Genomic DNA, 17429 nt, shown 5'->3' on the forward strand with positions numbered 1-17429 from the left:
TGGGGGATAATTACTACCGCTTTCTCACCGTTCAACCGAATCTCAATTAATCACCATGCCAGCTTACCGTTCCAAGACATCCACTGCCGGCCGCAATATGGCGGGCGCTCGCTCTTTGTGGCGCGCCACCGGTATGAAGGATGCCGACTTCAGCAAACCTATCATTGCCGTGGTGAACTCCTTCACCCAGTTCGTGCCTGGTCACGTACACCTGAAGGACTTGGGCCAGTTGGTGGCGCGTGAGATTGAGGCTGCGGGCGGTGTGGCCAAAGAGTTCAACACTATTGCCGTGGATGATGGCATTGCCATGGGCCACGACGGTATGTTGTATTCGCTGCCCAGCCGCGACGTCATTGCCGACTCGGTGGAGTACATGGTCAACGCGCATTGCGCCGATGCCATGGTGTGCATCTCCAACTGCGACAAGATCACCCCCGGCATGTTGATGGCCGCCATGCGACTGAATATCCCCGTGGTGTTTGTGTCCGGCGGCCCGATGGAGGCTGGCAAGGTGAAGCTGCTGAACCCTACGACCCAGAAAATCGAGTTCAGAAAGCTCGACTTGGTTGACGCCATGGTGATGGCGGCTGACGACAAGGTCAGTGATGCCGACGTGGCTGAAGTGGAACGCTCTGCCTGCCCGACCTGCGGTTCCTGCTCCGGCATGTTCACGGCCAACTCCATGAACTGCCTGACAGAAGCGCTGGGATTGTCCTTGCCCGGCAACGGCACCGTGGTGGCCACGCATGCTGACCGCGAGCAACTGTTCAAGCGCGCCGGTCACCTGGTGGTGGAGTTGTGCAAGCGCTACTACGAAGAGGAAGACAGCAGCATCCTGCCGCGCTCCATGGGTTTCAAGGCGTTTGAGAATGCGATCGCGCTGGACATTGCCATGGGTGGCTCCACCAACACCATCCTGCACATCCTGGCGATTGCGCAGGAAGCGGAAATCGACTTCACCATGGCTGATATCGACCGCATGTCCAAAATCGTGCCGCAGCTGTGCAAGGTAGCCCCCAACACCAACAAATACCACATCGAAGACGTGCACCGCGCAGGCGGCATCATGGGCATTCTGGGTGAGCTGGACCGCGCAGGCCGCTTGCACACTGACGTGCCCACCGTACACAGCAAGACCATGAAGGACGCGCTCGATCAGTGGGATATTGCACGTAACCCATCGGACACGGTCAAGACCTTTTACATGGCTGGCCCCGGTGGTATTCCCACCCAGGTCGCGTTCAGCCAGGCGGCCCGTTGGCCCAGCTTGGACACCGACCGCGCAGAAGGCTGCATCCGTTCGTTCGAACATGCTTTCAGCAAAGAAGGCGGCTTGGCGGTACTGGTCGGCAACATCGCCCTGAACGGCTGTGTCGTCAAAACCGCCGGTGTGGATGACAGCCTCTTGGTGTTTGAAGGCCCTGCCCATGTGGTGGAGTCGCAAGACGAAGCCGTGGCCAACATCCTGGCCGACAAGGTCGTGGCAGGTGACGTGGTTATCGTGCGTTATGAAGGCCCCAAGGGCGGCCCCGGCATGCAAGAAATGCTATATCCCACCAGCTACATCAAGTCCAAGGGTCTGGGCAAGGCCTGCGCCCTGCTGACCGATGGCCGTTTCTCGGGTGGTACCTCAGGGCTGTCCATCGGCCACGCCTCACCGGAGGCAGCTGCAGGTGGTGCCATCGGTTTGGTTCGCAATGGCGACCGCATCCGCATCGACATCCCCAACCGTTCCATCAATGTGTTGGTTTCTGATGAAGAGCTGGCAGCACGCCGTGTAGAGCAGGACAAGCTCGGCTGGAAGCCTGCCCAACCCCGCCCACGCAAGGTGACTGCTGCCCTCAAGGCCTACGCCAAGCTGGTCATGTCTGCCGACAAGGGCGCTGTGCGCGACCTGTCCTTGCTTGACTAAACCCACCCGCCCGGAGCCCTCACAGGCTCCGGGCGCATTTGTTTCCCCATGTTGATCCATCCCCAAATTGACCCGGTTGCATTGCAGCTCGGGCCGGTCGCCGTGCACTGGTACGGGCTGACCTACCTCGTGGCCTTCGGGCTTTTTTTGTTTCTGGGGTCCCGCAGACTGCGTCACGCGCCGTTTGCGGCAGTGCAGGGCAGTGGAGCCTGGTCGTTCAAGGATGTTGAGGATATTCTGTTCCTGGGCGTATTGGGCGTAGTGCTCGGCGGGCGCATCGGGTACTGCCTGTTTTATAAGCCCGCGTATTACGCCGCCCATCCCCTGGAGGTGTTGTTCGTCTGGCAGGGCGGCATGAGTTTTCATGGCGGCATGCTGGGCGTGATTGCGTCCATGTTCTGGTTTGCGGTGTCCCGTAACAAGCCCTTCTGGCAGGTGGCGGACTTTGTGGCGCCTTGCGTGCCTACCGGCTTGGCATCTGGCCGGGTGGGTAACTTCATCAACGGCGAGCTGTGGGGTCGGGTCGCCGATCCGTCCTTGCCGTGGGCCATGCTGTTCCATGATGGTGGCCCGTTGCCGCGGCACCCCTCACAGATTTACCAGTTCTTGCTCGAAGGGATGCTGCTTTTTGTGCTGCTATGGTGGTACGCCAGCAAACCGCGCAAGCAGGGGCAGGTGGCTTCGGCCTTTTTGTTCGGCTATGGCGTGTTCCGATTCATTGCCGAGTTCTTCCGGGAGCCGGATGCGCATCTCTTGTGGCTGCAGCAGCAAACCGGCATGAGCATGGGCCAATGGCTGTGCGTGCCCATGATTGCGGGCGGCGCAGCCTTGTGGGCATGGGCAGCTCGCAGGTCCCACTGATATCCAAGACAAACCGGGTCGCGCCCCGAGGGTAAATACGGGGCACAAAAGAACGGCATCTCTTTACCATTGCTTGTAATTACACGTAATTATGAAAAATTACGTAGCACTTATCAGCCTTGTGGAGCCCGACCCAACCCATGCGAGCCGTCCCCAATTCACTGCATGACGACGTAGCCGACCGGCTGCGCTCCCGCATCTTTGAAGGGGCTTTGCACGCGGGCGCGTTTATTGACGAAGCCGCGCTATGTACCGAGTGGGCGATTTCTCGCACACCGCTGCGAGAGGCACTTAAGGTACTGGCCGCGGAGGGCCTGGTGCGCCATGAGCCCCGCCGCGGTAGTTTTGTCAGCGAGGTTACCGAACAGGATCTGGACGAGATTTTTCCGGTGATTGCACTGCTAGAAGGGCGTTGCGCCTTCGAGGCCACCCGCAAAGCCACTGCTGCAGACATTGCCGCGCTGGATACTTTGCATGACAGTCTGCAGGCCCACGCAGCGGCGCGCCGCATCCCTGACTACTACGCCGCGAACTACAGCATCCATGAGGCCATCATCACGTTGGCGGACAACCGCTGGCTGGCCCAGGTGATTGCGGATTTGCGCAAGATCCTCAAGCTGGCCCGCCTGCAGCAACTGCATGCCCCCGGCCGCTTGGAGCAGAGCCTGAGTGAGCACTTGGCCGTGTTTGCCGCCATTCGTGCCGGGGATGCCGATGCGGCCGATGCCGCCATGCGCAACCATTTGATGCGCCAGCGTGATGCCTTGCGGGAGCTGGCCCGCCACGGAAAGAGCAGGTTACTCGCATGACTCAGGACTCCTGGATCAACCGCAATGTGGCCCGCCTGCTGCCGCGAAGCTTTAAGGAAAATACGGCTCCGGCGCCCGCGGGATCTGCGCAAGCAGCTCCTAAAAAAGTAGCAAGCGAGGGGGCGCCTCCGGTAACCAAGCGTGCCGGTGCCCGCAGCACGCGCGAGCGCCTGCAGGCCACGCTGCGCCAGGGGGATGAGGCCTTGTCACCCCGCGTCTTGCGCCGCATCCTGCAGGAGCTGCAAGCCGTTATCGATGAGCGGGTCAGTGAGGTCGAAGGTGGTCGTCGCGCCGCAGCCCTGATGGCTTGGTACGCCGGTGCCACACCCGCCCGGCGGCTGGACCTCTGGTTGCTGATGAGCGAAATGTTTGTCGCCGACCCGGTCAAGGCCCAGGCCGCTCAAGCCAAGTTTGCGGCCGCCTTGGGCACGCCGGACGAGGCAGCCGCCGAGGTGCACTACCGCCGCGCTACCGTCTCTCCACGCCGGCGCCTCTTGCAGCGCTTCAGTGCAGACGCCACCGGCATTCGCTTTCTGGTCAACCTGCGGGCAGAGATGCAGTCCGCCGTCAAAACCGACAAGCGCTTGCAGGCGCTGGACGTGGAGATGGAATACATGTTCTCCACCTGGTTTGATGTGGGTTTCCTGGAGCTGCGGCGTATCAGCTGGGATTCACCGGCTTCGCTGGTTGAGAAGCTCATCAAGTACGAAGCGGTGCACGACATCAAGAGCTGGGCAGACGTGAAAAACCGTCTGGACTCGGATCGCCGCTGCTACGGCTTTTTCCACCCCCGCTTGCCGGATGAGCCCCTGATTTTTGTGGAAGTGGCGCTGGTGGATGCGCTCACCGATTGCATTACACCGCTCCTGGACGAGTCCGCCGACGCGGCTGACCTGAACGCTGCCACGACGGCCATTTTTTACTCCATCAGCAACACCCAGGACGGGCTGCGTGGCGTGAGCTTCGGGGACTCGCTGATCAAGCGCGTGGTCGAAACCCTCAAGGCAGAGTTTCCCCAGCTCAAGACCTTCGCGACGCTCTCGCCCATTCCCGGCTTCCCCAGCTGGTTGCAGAAGAACGCAACGGCCCAGCTCGAGCAACTGGACGACAAAACCCGCGAAGAGTTGGGCCGCGCCTCCGGTTTCGAGCCCGTGACGGCCGCGCACTTTCTGGCGGCGGCCGAGTCACCCCTGTCTCTCAAGCCCGGCTCACCAGTGCAGCACATGCTGATGCGCTGCGCTGCGCAGTATCTGGGCCGCGAGACTGTGCATGGCAAGCCGCTGGACCCGGTGGCGCGCTTTCACTTGGGTAACGGTGCGCGGGTCGAGCGGCTGAACTGGGCGGGAGATCCGTCGTCCAAAGGCATCAAGCAGTCCTACGGACTGATGGTGAATTACCTCTACGACCTCAAGCGGCTCGACAAGCACCGGGAAGGGCTGGCAAGTGGGCGCATTCCGGTGGCCAGCGCGGTGAGCAATCTGTTTTTTTAGTGTGTGCGAACGGTACTTCCATTAATACGAGCAGGAGACAAACATGGCTAATGACAACACGCTTTTTCCATTTCAACCCGATGCAGCGCTAAGCCGCCGCAGTCTGCTGGGCGCAGGTTCCGCGGCCGCCGCTGCTTGGGCACTGGCTCCGGCAAGCGCTCTCGCGCAGGCCAAGTGGCCCGCCAAGCCGGTCACGCTGGTGGTGCCTTTCCCTGCCGGTGGCGGTACCGATGCTTTTGCGCGCCCCATGTCGGCGCAGTTTTCCAAGCTCACCGGTACCCAGCTGGTCATTGACAACCGCGGCGGTGCAGGCGGTACCCTGGGGGCCGGCATTGCGGCCAAAGCGCAGCCCGATGGCTACACCTTGTTCATGGGCGCGGTGCACCACGCGATTGCGCCCAGCATGTACCCCAAGCTGGACTACGATATCGAGAAAGACTTCATCCCCCTCGCGCTGGTGGCCAACGTGCCCCAGGTGCTGGTGGTGAATCCCAAAAACGTACCCGGAGACTACAAGGCGTTTCTGGCGCAGGTCAAAGCCAGCCCCGGCAAGATGAACTATGGCTCCGCAGGCGGCGGCACCTCCCACCACCTGGCAGGCGAATTGTTCAAGCAGCAGACGGGCACCTTCATCACCCACATTCCCTACCGCGGCGCCGGTCCGGCTCTGCAGGACTTGATGGCAGGCAGTGTGGACATGATGTTTGACGGATTGGGTTCATCCGCCAACCACATCAAGGGTGGACGCATCAAGGCGCTGATGGTGTCCGGCACCAAGCGCAGCCCGGCCTTCCCCGATGTGCCCTGCGCGGCCGAACTCGGCTTGCCCAACTACACCGTGACCACCTGGTATGGCTTGTGGGCACCCAAGGGTACACCCGCCGATGTCCAGGCGCGTGTGGTGGAAGAGGTGAACCGCCTTTCCGCGGCCGACGAGATCAAAACCGCGTGGGCCAACAACGGTGCCGAGTTCGGCAAGCTCACCCCTGCGCAATTCGGCACTTTTGTGAGTGCAGAAATCAAGCGCTGGGCGGCAGTCGTCAAGGCCTCCGGCGCCAAACTCGACTGAGGGGCGACATGGCGGGTGGTATTGCAATCGAGAGGGACGCTTTCGGCACCCCCGGGGTCTGGCGGCTGACCTTGACCCACACGGGCAAGTTCAACGCCATGTCCCGCAGCATGTGGGCGGAGTTGAAGGCGGTTTTTACTGCGGTGCAGCAGGACACCAGTGTGTGCTGTGTGCTGTTGCAGGGTGACCAAGGGCACTTCTGTGCCGGAGGCGACATTGCCGAGTACCCGTCCTTCCGCTTTGACGAGGCGCAGCTGCGCCACTTCCATGAGCAAGAAGTGTGGGGCGGTTTGCAGGCGATGTTGGATTGCGATGTGCCCATCGTCGCGCGCATCGAGGGCAACTGCATGGGCGCGGGCATGGAAATCTCCAGTTGCTGCGACCTGCGCCTGGCGGCTGACACCGCCCGATTCGGTGCGCCGATTGCGCGTTTGGGTTTTCCCATGGCGCCGCGGGAAGCTGCGCTGGTGGGGCAGGTGGCGGGCGCCACCGTGGCACGCGCCATGCTGCTCGCCGCCGAGGTGTTTGACGCTGCCGCCATGCTGGCTCATGGCTTTTTGACCCGCGTGCACACGCCAGACACGCTGGACGATGCCTGCCGCGATGTGGCCGTTCGCATCGCCGCTTTGGCGCCACAGGCCGCCCGCTTGAACAAACAGACACTTCGGGCATTAAATCGGCCTCTGGCGCCCGTGGAATATGCGCAAGAAGCTCCTGAATTGATAGCAAATGAGCAGGCTGGAGTCAACCCTTACGCCTACGCCGACTCCGCTGAACACCGGGAAGGCATTGCCGCCTTTCTGGCCAAGCGCCCGCCGGTGTTCTAGCCCGGTCCCGCACTGCCATCTTTCCCACGTAATCATGAACGTTTGAGATCCCGTTATGAACACTCTCTCCACCGACCACAACCTTTTCACCGCGCTGCGTGCGGCATTCCCCGCTGACCTGGATGCTGTTGCGGTAGAGACAGACAGTGGCCTGCACTATTCCTGGCGCGACCTGGACGAGGCCACCGCCATGGTGGCTAACCTGTTCGGCTTTCTGGACCTGCCGGCGGGTACCCGCGTTGCGGTACAGGTGGACAAATCAGTGGAGGCACTGGTGCTGTATCTGGCCACGCTGCGGGCGGGCTTGGTGTACCTGCCGCTCAATACGGCCTACCAGAGCGCGGAGATGGACTACTTCATCAGCGATGCCAAGCCGGCGGTGCTGGTGTGTGCAGGCCGCAACTTCGGGTGGCTGAGCAAAATGGCGTTTCTGGCCGGCACGCAGCACGTGTTTTCGCTCAATGACGACCGCACCGGCACGCTGCTGGAGCGGGCATCCAAATTTCCCCGCACCCACACGCCGGTGCCGCGCGCTGCCAACGATCTGGCCGCCATCATTTACACCAGCGGCACCACCGGCCGCAGCAAGGGCGCCATGCTCAGCCATGGCAATCTGCTGAGCAATGCCCGCGTACTGCAAACGTACTGGGACTGGAAGGATGGCGATGTGCTGATCCACGCTTTGCCTATTTTCCACGTGCATGGCTTGTTTGTGGCCATTCATAGCGCGCTGATCAATGGCAGCAAGATGCTCTGGTGCGCCAAGTTCGAGCCGCAAACGGCCTTGCGCATGATGGCCCGGGCCACGGTGTTCATGGGCGTGCCCACGCTGTATGTGCGCTTGCTGGCCGAAGCGGGGCTGAACACCCAGTCCACCCGGAACATGCGTCTCTTCATATCGGGTTCCGCCCCCATGCTGGTGGATACGCACCGCCAATGGCAGGAGCGCACTGGCCATACGATTCTGGAGCGCTACGGCATGTCGGAGACCGTGATGTTGACGTCCAACCCCTGCAAACCGGGAGACGGCGAACGGGTGGTGGGCACCGTAGGGCAACCACTGCCGGGTGTGCAGTTGCGGGTACGTGACGAGTCCGGCCGTGACGTCAAGGCGGGTGACACCGGCGGCATCGAGGTGAAGGGCCCCAATGTGTTCCAGGGCTACTGGCAGATGCCGGAAAAAACAGCGCAGGAATTCACCGCCGATGGCTTCTTCAAAACCGGGGACGTAGGCCATGTCGATGCCAAGGGCTATGTGACCATCGTCGGCCGCAGCAAGGACCTGATCATCAGTGGTGGTTACAACGTCTACCCGGCCGAGATTGAGGGCTATATCAACAACCTCCCCGGTGTGGACGAAAGCGCAGTGGTGGGTGTGCCGGATGCCGATTTTGGTGAGGTGGGCGTGGCCGTCGTGGTGCCCAAGGCCGGTCACCAGGTGGACGGTGCACAGGTGGTTGCCACCTTGAAAGGCATGTTGGCCAACTTCAAGGTCCCTAAACGCTGCGTGGTGGTGGATTCCTTGCCGCGCAACGCCATGGGCAAGGTGCAAAAGAATCTTTTGCGCGACCAGTACAAGGCGGCTTAGAATACGGTAAATTTGTTAAGTGTGAGATAAATGCCAATTTCTATGCATTTGTCTCCCAAGCGTCGTATCATGGTTACGGGCTGCAAATTCCAACATACCGGAGCCGACGCATGCAAGTATCTCAAGCCACATGGCGCACCAGTTCTCCAGCTGCGGAGGGCTTGTCTGCCATGGCTGCATCCGGGCCCCAATGGGTGCTGGCCTTCGGCAATGAAGACCTGTTGCGATCTGCCCAACCCGAACTGAGCAAGGCCTTCGCCGGTGCCGTCCTGATGGGGTGCTCCACAGCCGGCGAAATTTCCGGCGACGGGGTGGCCGACGATTCTCTGGCGCTGACAGCCGTCCGCTGGGACTCCACCTGCATGCAGCCCGCCGCCACAGACCTCAAAGACATGGACGATTCCTTTGACGCGGGTGTTCGCCTGGCGTCCGGTTTGCCGCGTGATGGTCTGCGTGCCGTGGTCGTGCTCGGGCAGGGCGTCCAGATCAATGGCAGCGCATTGATCCTCGGCATGTCGCACGTGCTGGGCGCGGACGTGCCGATTGTGGGCGGTCTGGCCGGCGACGGCGCAGCCTTCGTGCGAACCGTGGTGCTGGATCACACGGGCGTCAGTGCTACCCGGCTGGTGTGTGCTGGCTTGTATGGCAGCGACTTGCAGGTGTCTCACGGGGTGTATGGCGGCTGGTCAGCCTTCGGCCCTGCTCGGCGGGTGACCAAAGCCCGTCGCAATGTACTTTTCACCCTGGATGGCGAGCCGGCGTTGGCGACCTACAAACGCTATCTCGGGGAGCACGCCAAAGATTTGCCTGCGTCCGGATTGCTGTTCCCGTTCTCGGTGGTGTCGGCAGGCGGGAAAGAGGAAGGTTTGTTGCGCACCATTCTCGGTATCGATGAGGCCGAGGGCAGCATCACGCTGGCCGGCGACGTGGAGGAGGGCGGTTACTTGCGCATGATGCAGGCAGGCACTGACGCGCTGGTGAATGGTGCAGAGCAAGCTGCCCAGGGACTGAAGATCCAACAGGCTGACGGACTGGCCTTGATGGTGAGCTGCGTGGGACGCAAGCTGGTCATGGGTGGGCGTGTGGATGAGGAAGTGGAGGCCGTGGCTGCCGTTGTAGGAAAAGGACCGACTCTGGCCGGTTTTTATTCGTATGGTGAAATCAGTCCGGCGCACAATGGGGCGCAGTGTCTCCTGCATAACCAGACGATGACCATTACCTATTTTTCGGAATCGGCATGACAGAGGCGGGGCGTCCCTTGCATCACAAATTGCTGGCCAGGCAGGTCAAACGGAACCTGGGGTTGGACCCGCAGGCTTGGGCCACTGTGCAGCAGGAGCTTGGAGGTTTGCAAGAGGGCGTACCGCTGTCCCCGGCTGCCTTGCAGGCGATCAAAGGCCTCGGGCCTTTGTTGCATCAAGTGGAAGAGGCTTACCTGCAGAACGACCGGGACCTCGAGCTCAAAAGCCGCAGCCTCGAACTCAGCTCTGTCGACCTGACCGCCAGCAACACGCGCCTGCGTGATGAACTGGAAAGCCGCACGCGTGCCATGGACTCCCTGCGCGCCACGGCATCGGCACTGATGGCGCAGGTAGATCCGGATCATCCGCCCCTGATCGACGATTCTCTGGAATCCTTGTCGGAGCTGATGGGCACATTGGTGCGCCAGAAGGAAGACAGCCAGAAGGACCTGCAGTTCGCCCTGACCGATTTGGCCAACCAGAAGTTCGCGCTGGATCAGCACGCCATCGTGAGCACCACGAACGCGGCGGGTGACATCGTTTACGCCAACGACAAGTTCTGCCAGCTCAGTGGTTACTCCCGCGGGGAGTTACTGGGCCAGAACCACCGGATGATCAATTCGGGCGTGCAGGACAAGGTGTATTTCACCAACCTGTGGGCTGTCATCTCGTCGGGAAAAGTCTGGCGGGGTGAAATTTGCAATCGCTCCAAGTCCGGCCAGCTTTATTGGGTGGACGCCACCATCGTGCCTCTCAAGGACGAGAGCGGCAAGCCCAATATGTACATCGCCATCCGCACGGACATCACGGCCCGCAAGCGCATGGAAGTGAACATCAAGGCCGCCGAAGCGCGCCTGCGGCACATCACCAACACGCTGCCCGGCGTGGTGTTCCAGGTCCATGTAAGCGAACGCGGTCAGCGCTACACCTTTGTGAATGACCGGGTCCAGGAAGTGCGGGGCATCAGCGTGCAACAGCTGCTGGATGACCCCAAGTCCGCCTCGAGGCAGGTGCTGGAAGAAGACTGGCCCCTGGTGCGCGACGGCATTTATCTGGCAGCCCAGCGGCGTGAGGCGTGGCAGGGCGAATACCGCATTCAATTGCCCAACAAGACAATTCGCTGGATCCGCACCGAGGTCAGCCCCGAGCCTGAAACCGGGCAGGATGGTGCCACCATTTTTACGGGTATCTGGCAGGACGTCACGCTGGCCAAAGAGGCTGACGAGCGCCTGCGGGAGGTGACCCGGCACATACCGGTGGCGGTATTCCAGTATTTCGTGACCAAAGGTGGCTTGTTCAAGATTGCCTTCATGAGCCATGCCGCCGAAACCATGATGGGGGTGCGCACCGAGGTGATGACCACCGACTCCAATGCGTTTTTGCAGTGTGTACACCCGCAAGATCGCACCTCGGTGGCGCAGTCACTGGTCGAAGCTTCCGCTGCTGGTGCTCCTTGGGGCATGGATTTCAGGATGGTCAATGCCCAGACCATGGAGATTTTCTGGGTACGTGGCGAGTCTCAACCGCAGCACAAGGCGAACGGCCATATTGTGTGGAACGGCTTCCTGACCGATGTCACCCAAGCCCGTCACATCTCCGAAGAGTTGCAAAAGGCCAAGGACGCGGCGGAGGCGGCCAACCACGCCAAGTCTGACTTCCTGGCCAACATGAGCCATGAAATCCGCACGCCCATGAACGGGGTGATCGGCATGACCGAGCTGCTGCTGGACACCACACTGGACGCAGAACAACAGGAATACCTGAACATCGTGAAGTCCTCGTCCGAAGCCTTGCTGCGGGTGATTAACGACATTCTGGATTTCTCCAAGATTGAAGCCGGCAAGATGGACATTGAGTCCATTCCCTTCAACCTGGAACGCACGGTGGCCGACACCCTCAAGACCGTGGTGCTGCGCGCCCATGACAAAGGGCTTGAAGTGGTGTGGGACGTGGCCCCAGATGTGCCGCGCGCACTGGTCGGCGACCCGGGCCGCTTGCGCCAGGTGCTGGTCAATATATTGGGCAACGCCATCAAGTTCACCGAGCGCGGCGAAGTGGTGTTGCGTATCCGCCAGGAAGTGGCGTCCAACGGAAAGCCCCTGCTTCACCTCGCTGTGAGCGACACCGGTATCGGCATTCCTGCCAACAAATTGGGCAGTATTTTTGATGCGTTCTCCCAGGAGGACAGCTCCACCACCCGAAAGTACGGTGGCACGGGATTGGGCTTGACCATCTGTGCCCGCCTGGTCGAGGGCATGGGTGGAACGATCTGGGTGGAAAGCACACCGGGGCAGGGCAGCGTGTTCCACTTCACCGTGGCGCTGGTCAAAGATACTTCTGCGCCTGTAGAGACCGCAGCCTTGATCCGGTTGGATGGCCTGCACATCCTGGTGGTCGACGACAACCTGGTCAACCGCGAAGTGGTCTGCGGCATGCTGCACTCCTTCGGGGCCCGCACCAGCCAGGCGGATTCCGGCCGCGCGGCGCTGGATTGGCTGAGTCAACAAACCGCCGCGAATGCGCAGGTGCCCTGCGATCTGGTGTTGTTGGATGGGCAAATGCCTGAGATGGACGGATTCTCAACTGCGCCCTTGGTCCGTGGCCTCCCCAATTGCAGCAGCTTGCCCATGGTGCTGCTGTCGTCCGCCGGCATGAAAGGCGACGGTCAACGTTCACGCCAGGTGGGTATTGCGGGCTACCTGTCCAAACCGATTGCGCGGCAGGACTTGCTGCAGATGGTTTCAGGCGTCTTGCAAATGCACAAGGTGCGGCCTGAGGTGCTGGTCACCCGCCACTCCATCCGTGACTCCCATCCGGTCCTGGACATCCTGCTGGTAGAGGACCATGCCATAAACCAGAAACTGGCGGTTACCTTGCTGCAGCGCTGGGGGCATCATGTGGACGTGGCCGGCAACGGACAAATTGCACTCGACATGCTGCCCAAACGGCCGTACGACCTGATCCTGATGGACATGATGATGCCGGTGATGGATGGGCTGGAAGCGACCCGCCATATCCGGGCCAATGAGCGCGGCCGACGCATTCCCATCATTGCCATGACGGCCAATGCCATGGAGTCGGACCGCAATCTCTGCCTCGAAGCCGGCATGGATGACTACATTGCCAAGCCCATCAAGTCGGAGGAGCTGCAACAGAAAATCTTGCAACTCTCTCACGCTGCGCCCGAAGAGCCTGATGCCGAAGAGAGTGGGGATATTTCGCCCTCCATCCTGGCGATGCTGGACCAAGGCAATTTTGATTACGCCCAAGCTTTGAGTGAGGCGGATCAGGAAATGGTGGATATCGTGGCGGATGCCTTCATGGAGCAATGGCCCAAAGACAAAGAACGGTTGGGTAACTTGGCTTCAGCGGGTGACTTCAACGGTTTACTGCACGTGGCGCATGCCCTGAAGGGAACTCTCGCCCTTTTCGGTGCTGCACCTGCCAGTAATCTCGCGCATCGCCTGGAGGCCATGGCTGCTTTTGCGGACAAGGCTTCAGTAGGCGGTGTCGTGGAGCCTCTGATACATGAGGTAGAGCGCCTCATGGTGATTTTGCGCAACCGGTCTGCCGGGTTCGGCGGTCAGATTTAAGGCGATACTGTGACCATGCAGGAAGTACTGATCATTGACGATACCGAAATCAATCTGATTCTTTTCGGCGCGCTGATCAAAAAGCTGGACAACTGTCAGAGCTACAGCTTCGCCAGCCCCTTGGACGGACTGGCATGGGCTGCGACGCACACCCCTGACTTGGTGATCGTGGATTACATGATGCCGGACATCGATGGTCTGGAATTCATCCAACGCTTCCGGGCGCTGCCCAATTGCGTGGACGTGCCCATCCTGATGATCACGGCCAATGACCAGAAGCAGGTGCGTTACCGTGCACTGGACTCGGGTGCCAACGACTTTTTGGCCAAGCCGGTCGACAAGGTCGAGTTCCTGGCTCGCGCCAAAAACATGCTGAGCTTGAGCAGCGCACGCCGCAAATTGGCCGACCACGCCGAGTGGCTGTCGTCCGAAGTGCGCAAAGCCACAGAAGTAATTTTGCAGCGTGAGCGGGATACCGTTTTTCGCCTGTGCAAGGCCGCTGAGTTCCGCGACCCGGAAACCGGCGCGCACATCCTGCGCATGGCGCACTATTCCCAGCTGATTGCCAAGAAGCTGGGTTTGCCGCCGGAAGAACAGGAGCTGTTGCTGGAAGCTGCCCCCATGCACGACATCGGCAAAGTGGGCATTACCGACAACATCCTTTTGAAGCCCGGCCGGTTGGATGCCGCCGAGTTTGAGATCATGAAGCAGCACGCTGCATTCGGATACGAACTGCTGAAAAACAGCAACTCACGGGTGCTGCAGGCGGGGGCGGAAATCGCGCTGGGCCACCATGAAAAGTACGACGGCAGCGGCTACCCGCAAGGCCTCAAGGGCGAGGCTATTCCGATCTTCAGCCGCATCGTCGCGGTGGCAGACGTGTTTGATGCTTTGACCTCGGAGCGTCCCTACAAAAAAGCCTGGTCCCTGGAGCAGGCGGTGGACTTTCTAAACGCCGGCTCCGGCACTCACTTTGATCCGCAATGTGTGCAAGCCTTCCTGGACGGGTTTGACGACGTCTTGGCGATTCGCGACCGGTACCAGGAAGAGGAAGAGTTCTCTTTCACCCCTTCTAAACTGCTCTGATTTCAGGAGCAGTCCGCGCACATTGCACGGGCGCTAGAGCCACATTTACTTCAAAACCAGCACAGGAATGGTTGCGTGGGTGAGCACGTGCTGGGTTTCGCTGCCCAAGAGCAGTCGCTTGATGCCCTTGCGACCGTGAGACGCCATGATGACCAGATCGCAACTGTGCTTCTTGATGGTGGCCAAAACCGCGTCTGAGACCACATCGGATCGCACTACGACGGCTTTGGTTACCACTTTCTTGGACTCTGCGGTCTTTTTGACGGCGTCGACCACTTTCTGGGCAGCGTCGCTCCAGGCTTTTTCCACCTGCTTGATATCGTCACCGGCAAGAGCGATACCGCCTTCGAAGTAGGTCTGGGGGTAGCGGGGCACCACTTTGAGCGCGATGAGTTCGGCGCCGCACAGACCGGCCAGGGAAATCGCGGTGCTTACGGCCTTTTGCGAGAGTTTGCTGCCGTCGGTGGTGACAAGAATACGTTGGTACATGGTGAGGCTCCTGTGTTGTGAGCATTCAGGTTACGCCGTCCATCCCTGAAAGACTTGATTTGCATCAAGGTTCGTTCTGCTCCACCGACTCAGAATCCTTTGCAATGATCAGCACTCCGGCCAATGCTCCCACTTCTCTGCCTTTGGACAGGGATTCGCTTGCCGTCGTCGATAGTCCGGCTGAGTGGACTGCCTTCAGCCGCGCGTCGGGCACAGCGCCCGGTTGCTGGGAGTCGAATGTCGTGATCGAGGGCATGCACTGCGCTGCCTGTGCCATGACGATAGAGGATGCATTGCGCAGCGTGCCCGGCGTGCAGGAAGCCAGGGTAAGCGCAGCCAGTCAGCGCGCGCAAGTGCGCTGGTCGCAAGACCAGGTCAAGCCTTCTGAGTGGATGCACGCGGTGCAAGCTGCTGGGTACCGCGCGGTGCCTGCGAACGATGTGTTCGCCTTGGAGCGCCGCAAGGCCGAATCCCGCAAGGCACTCTGGCAGTGGCTGGTGGCCGGCCTGTGCATGATGCAAGTGATGATGTATGCGTGGCCTGCCTATCAGGCACGCCCCGGCGACCTGACCGGCGAGTACGAGCAATTGCTGCGTTGGGCCTCGTGGGTCTTGTCGCTGCCGGTCATCCTGTTCTCTTGCGGTCCGTTTTTCCGCAAGGCATGGGCGGACGTACGCCACGCCCGTATCAGCATGGACCTGCCCGTGGCCATCGGGATGTGGATCACGTTTGCAGCCAGCACAGCGGGTACTTTTGATCCGGCCGGGCTATTCGGACGCGAGGTGTATTTCGACTCGCTCACCATGTTTGTTTTCTTTTTGCTGACCGGCCGCTGGCTGGAGCTGCGCTTGCGCGACCGTACCGCAGGTGCGCTGGAGGCGCTGATGAACCGCATGCCCGACAGCGTGCAGCGAAGGGCTGCCGACGGCAGTTATGAGCGTGTGGCGGTGCGTCGGCTGGTGGTGGGTGACCTGATGCAGGTGCACGCCGGGGAGACCTTTGCGGCTGACGGTGTGATCGAGCAGGGGTACACCCTGGTGGACGAATCCTTGCTGACCGGTGAGTCGCATGCTCTGCAGCGCGGTTTGGGGCAGGGCGTCATTGCAGGCAGCCACAACCTGTTGGGCACTGTGCTGGTGCGGGTGCAAACCTTGGGGGAGTCCACCCGTTTTGCCCAGATTCTGGCCCTCATGGAAAGTGCCTCCCTCACCAAGCCCGGCGCGGCGCAGATGGCCGACCGTTGGGCTAAACCCTTTTTGATCGGCGTGCTCCTCGCTGCTGTAGGTGCCGCCATCTGGTGGTGGCCGACCGACCCTGCCCATGCCCTGATGGTGGCGGTCGCGGTGTTGGTGGTGACCTGCCCTTGTGCTTTGTCGCTTGCGACTCCAGCGGCCATGCTCGCGGCAGCTGGAAATCTGGCACGCAACGGGCTCCTGGTCCGCAGCTTGCCCGCCTTGGAAACTCTGGCGGCTGCCGATACCGTGGTGTTTGATAAAACCGGGACACTGACCCGCGATGCTATGGCTCTGCAATCGGTCGCCTGTCGTGCTGGCGTTAACCGGGCTTCAGCCTTGGCCGCTGCCGCCGGACTGTCGCAGTCCCTGCATCCGCTATCAAGGGCGTTGGTGCTGGCTGCGGAGCGCGAAGGCATATGCCCCCTGCACGTAAACAACTCGCACGAAGTGGCGGGGCAGGGGGTAGAAGCGGATATCAGCATGGAATTGACGATAGATGGTCTCGTGGAGGGGCGCTTCCGCTTGGGGGGCGCATCGTTTTGTGGCGGTGTTCCGCCAGAGTTGTTATCGGCTAAGGCACAAGGTCCGGTCGTGCACTTGAGCGATGCTTCAGGCTGGGTGGCCAGCTTCCATTTGCAAGAAGAAGTGCGTGAAGATGCCGTGCAGGTGGTGCGCACCTTGCAAAGCATGGGAATAGGGGTGCATCTCTTATCCGGCGACCGTGTAGAAGCGGCCCGCACCATGGCCAGCCGATTGGGCATCGCTCATGTGCGTGGCGCGTGCTCGCCGTCGGACAAGTTGACCTATATGCAGCAGCTGCAGGCTGACGGGCACGTGGTGGCCATGGTGGGCGACGGTTTGAACGACGGGCCGGTGCTGGCAGGCGCGCATGTGTCATTTGCCTTCGGGCGCGCGGTGCCGATTGCGCAATCGCGATCTGATTTCGTAGCCATGGGTGACAAGTTGGCCAGCGTGAGCAGCACATGGATGCTGGCCCGCAAAACCATGCAGGTGGTGCGCCAGAACCTTTGGTGGGCCTTGGCCTACAACGCAGCTTGCATTCCTTTGGCCGTAGCCGGCTATTTGCCAGCATGGCTGGCCGGTTTGGGCATGGCCTGCAGCTCCTTGCTGGTGGTGTTGAACGCCTTGCGCCTCTCCGCGCCTTTGAGTTCGCCTGCCCCTGCGGCAACGCACACGGCGCCTCTCTTTCCACTCACCCAGGAGTAGTC

The 17429-nt window shown here is 60.9% G+C and carries 12 protein-coding genes; 11 read left to right on the forward strand and 1 reads right to left on the reverse strand.

Annotated elements, in window-relative coordinates; translation table 11 throughout:
• The first annotated feature begins 55 nt into the window (after positions 1-55).
• From ilvD to ACOAP0_RS17760, 10 genes are all read left to right on the forward strand, one after another.
• On the forward strand, positions 56-1912 hold the full coding sequence (ilvD, locus tag ACOAP0_RS17715; RefSeq protein ID WP_498377491.1) for a dihydroxy-acid dehydratase: 1857 nt from the start codon (positions 56-58) through the stop codon (positions 1910-1912).
• 48 nt (positions 1913-1960) lie between these two features.
• On the forward strand, positions 1961-2773 hold the full coding sequence (gene lgt, locus ACOAP0_RS17720; protein WP_498377492.1) for a prolipoprotein diacylglyceryl transferase: 813 nt from the start codon (positions 1961-1963) through the stop codon (positions 2771-2773).
• Positions 2774-2913: 140 nt separating this feature from the next.
• Positions 2914-3582, forward strand: a complete 669-nt coding sequence (locus ACOAP0_RS17725; RefSeq protein ID WP_481873821.1) for a GntR family transcriptional regulator — start codon at positions 2914-2916, stop codon at positions 3580-3582.
• Positions 3579-5072, forward strand: coding sequence for a malonyl-CoA decarboxylase domain-containing protein (locus ACOAP0_RS17730; RefSeq protein WP_498377493.1), 1494 nt, complete (start codon positions 3579-3581; stop codon positions 5070-5072). The genes ACOAP0_RS17725 and ACOAP0_RS17730 overlap by 4 nt, the downstream gene beginning before the upstream one ends.
• 43 nt (positions 5073-5115) lie before the next feature.
• Positions 5116-6141, forward strand: a complete 1026-nt coding sequence (locus ACOAP0_RS17735) for a Bug family tripartite tricarboxylate transporter substrate binding protein (RefSeq protein ID WP_498377494.1) — start codon at positions 5116-5118, stop codon at positions 6139-6141.
• Between the two features lie 8 nt (positions 6142-6149).
• Positions 6150-6968: an enoyl-CoA hydratase/isomerase family protein gene (locus ACOAP0_RS17740; protein ID WP_498377495.1), complete on the forward strand. Its 819-nt coding sequence runs from the start codon at positions 6150-6152 to the stop codon at positions 6966-6968.
• Positions 6969-7023: 55 nt separating this feature from the next.
• Positions 7024-8556: a malonate--CoA ligase gene (locus ACOAP0_RS17745; protein ID WP_498377497.1), complete on the forward strand. Its 1533-nt coding sequence runs from the start codon at positions 7024-7026 to the stop codon at positions 8554-8556.
• 110 nt (positions 8557-8666) lie between these two features.
• Positions 8667-9797 carry an FIST signal transduction protein gene (locus ACOAP0_RS17750; protein ID WP_498377498.1) on the forward strand — a complete coding sequence of 377 codons (1131 nt, stop codon included), beginning with the start codon at positions 8667-8669 and terminating at the stop codon, positions 9795-9797.
• Positions 9794-13390, forward strand: a complete 3597-nt coding sequence (locus ACOAP0_RS17755) for a response regulator (RefSeq protein WP_498377499.1) — start codon at positions 9794-9796, stop codon at positions 13388-13390. The genes ACOAP0_RS17750 and ACOAP0_RS17755 overlap by 4 nt, the downstream gene beginning before the upstream one ends.
• Before the next feature lie 15 nt (positions 13391-13405).
• Complete coding sequence (locus ACOAP0_RS17760; protein ID WP_498377500.1) at positions 13406-14476, forward strand: HD domain-containing phosphohydrolase; 1071 nt, start codon at positions 13406-13408, stop codon at positions 14474-14476.
• 45 nt (positions 14477-14521) lie between these two features.
• Here ACOAP0_RS17760 and ACOAP0_RS17765 read toward each other — a convergent pair whose 3' ends face one another.
• Complete coding sequence (locus ACOAP0_RS17765) at positions 14522-14965, reverse strand: universal stress protein (RefSeq protein WP_498377501.1); 444 nt, start codon at positions 14963-14965, stop codon at positions 14522-14524.
• A gap of 104 nt (positions 14966-15069) precedes the next feature.
• Here ACOAP0_RS17765 and ACOAP0_RS17770 point away from each other — a divergent pair, with 104 nt between their 5' ends.
• The gene (locus tag ACOAP0_RS17770; protein WP_498391485.1) at positions 15070-17427 is read left to right on the forward strand and encodes a heavy metal translocating P-type ATPase; all 2358 of its coding nucleotides are present in this window, start codon (positions 15070-15072) and stop codon (positions 17425-17427) included.
• The last annotated feature ends 2 nt before the right edge of the window (positions 17428-17429 follow it).

It is taken from the genome of Curvibacter sp. Hmag1.1 (genome assembly GCF_059769165.1).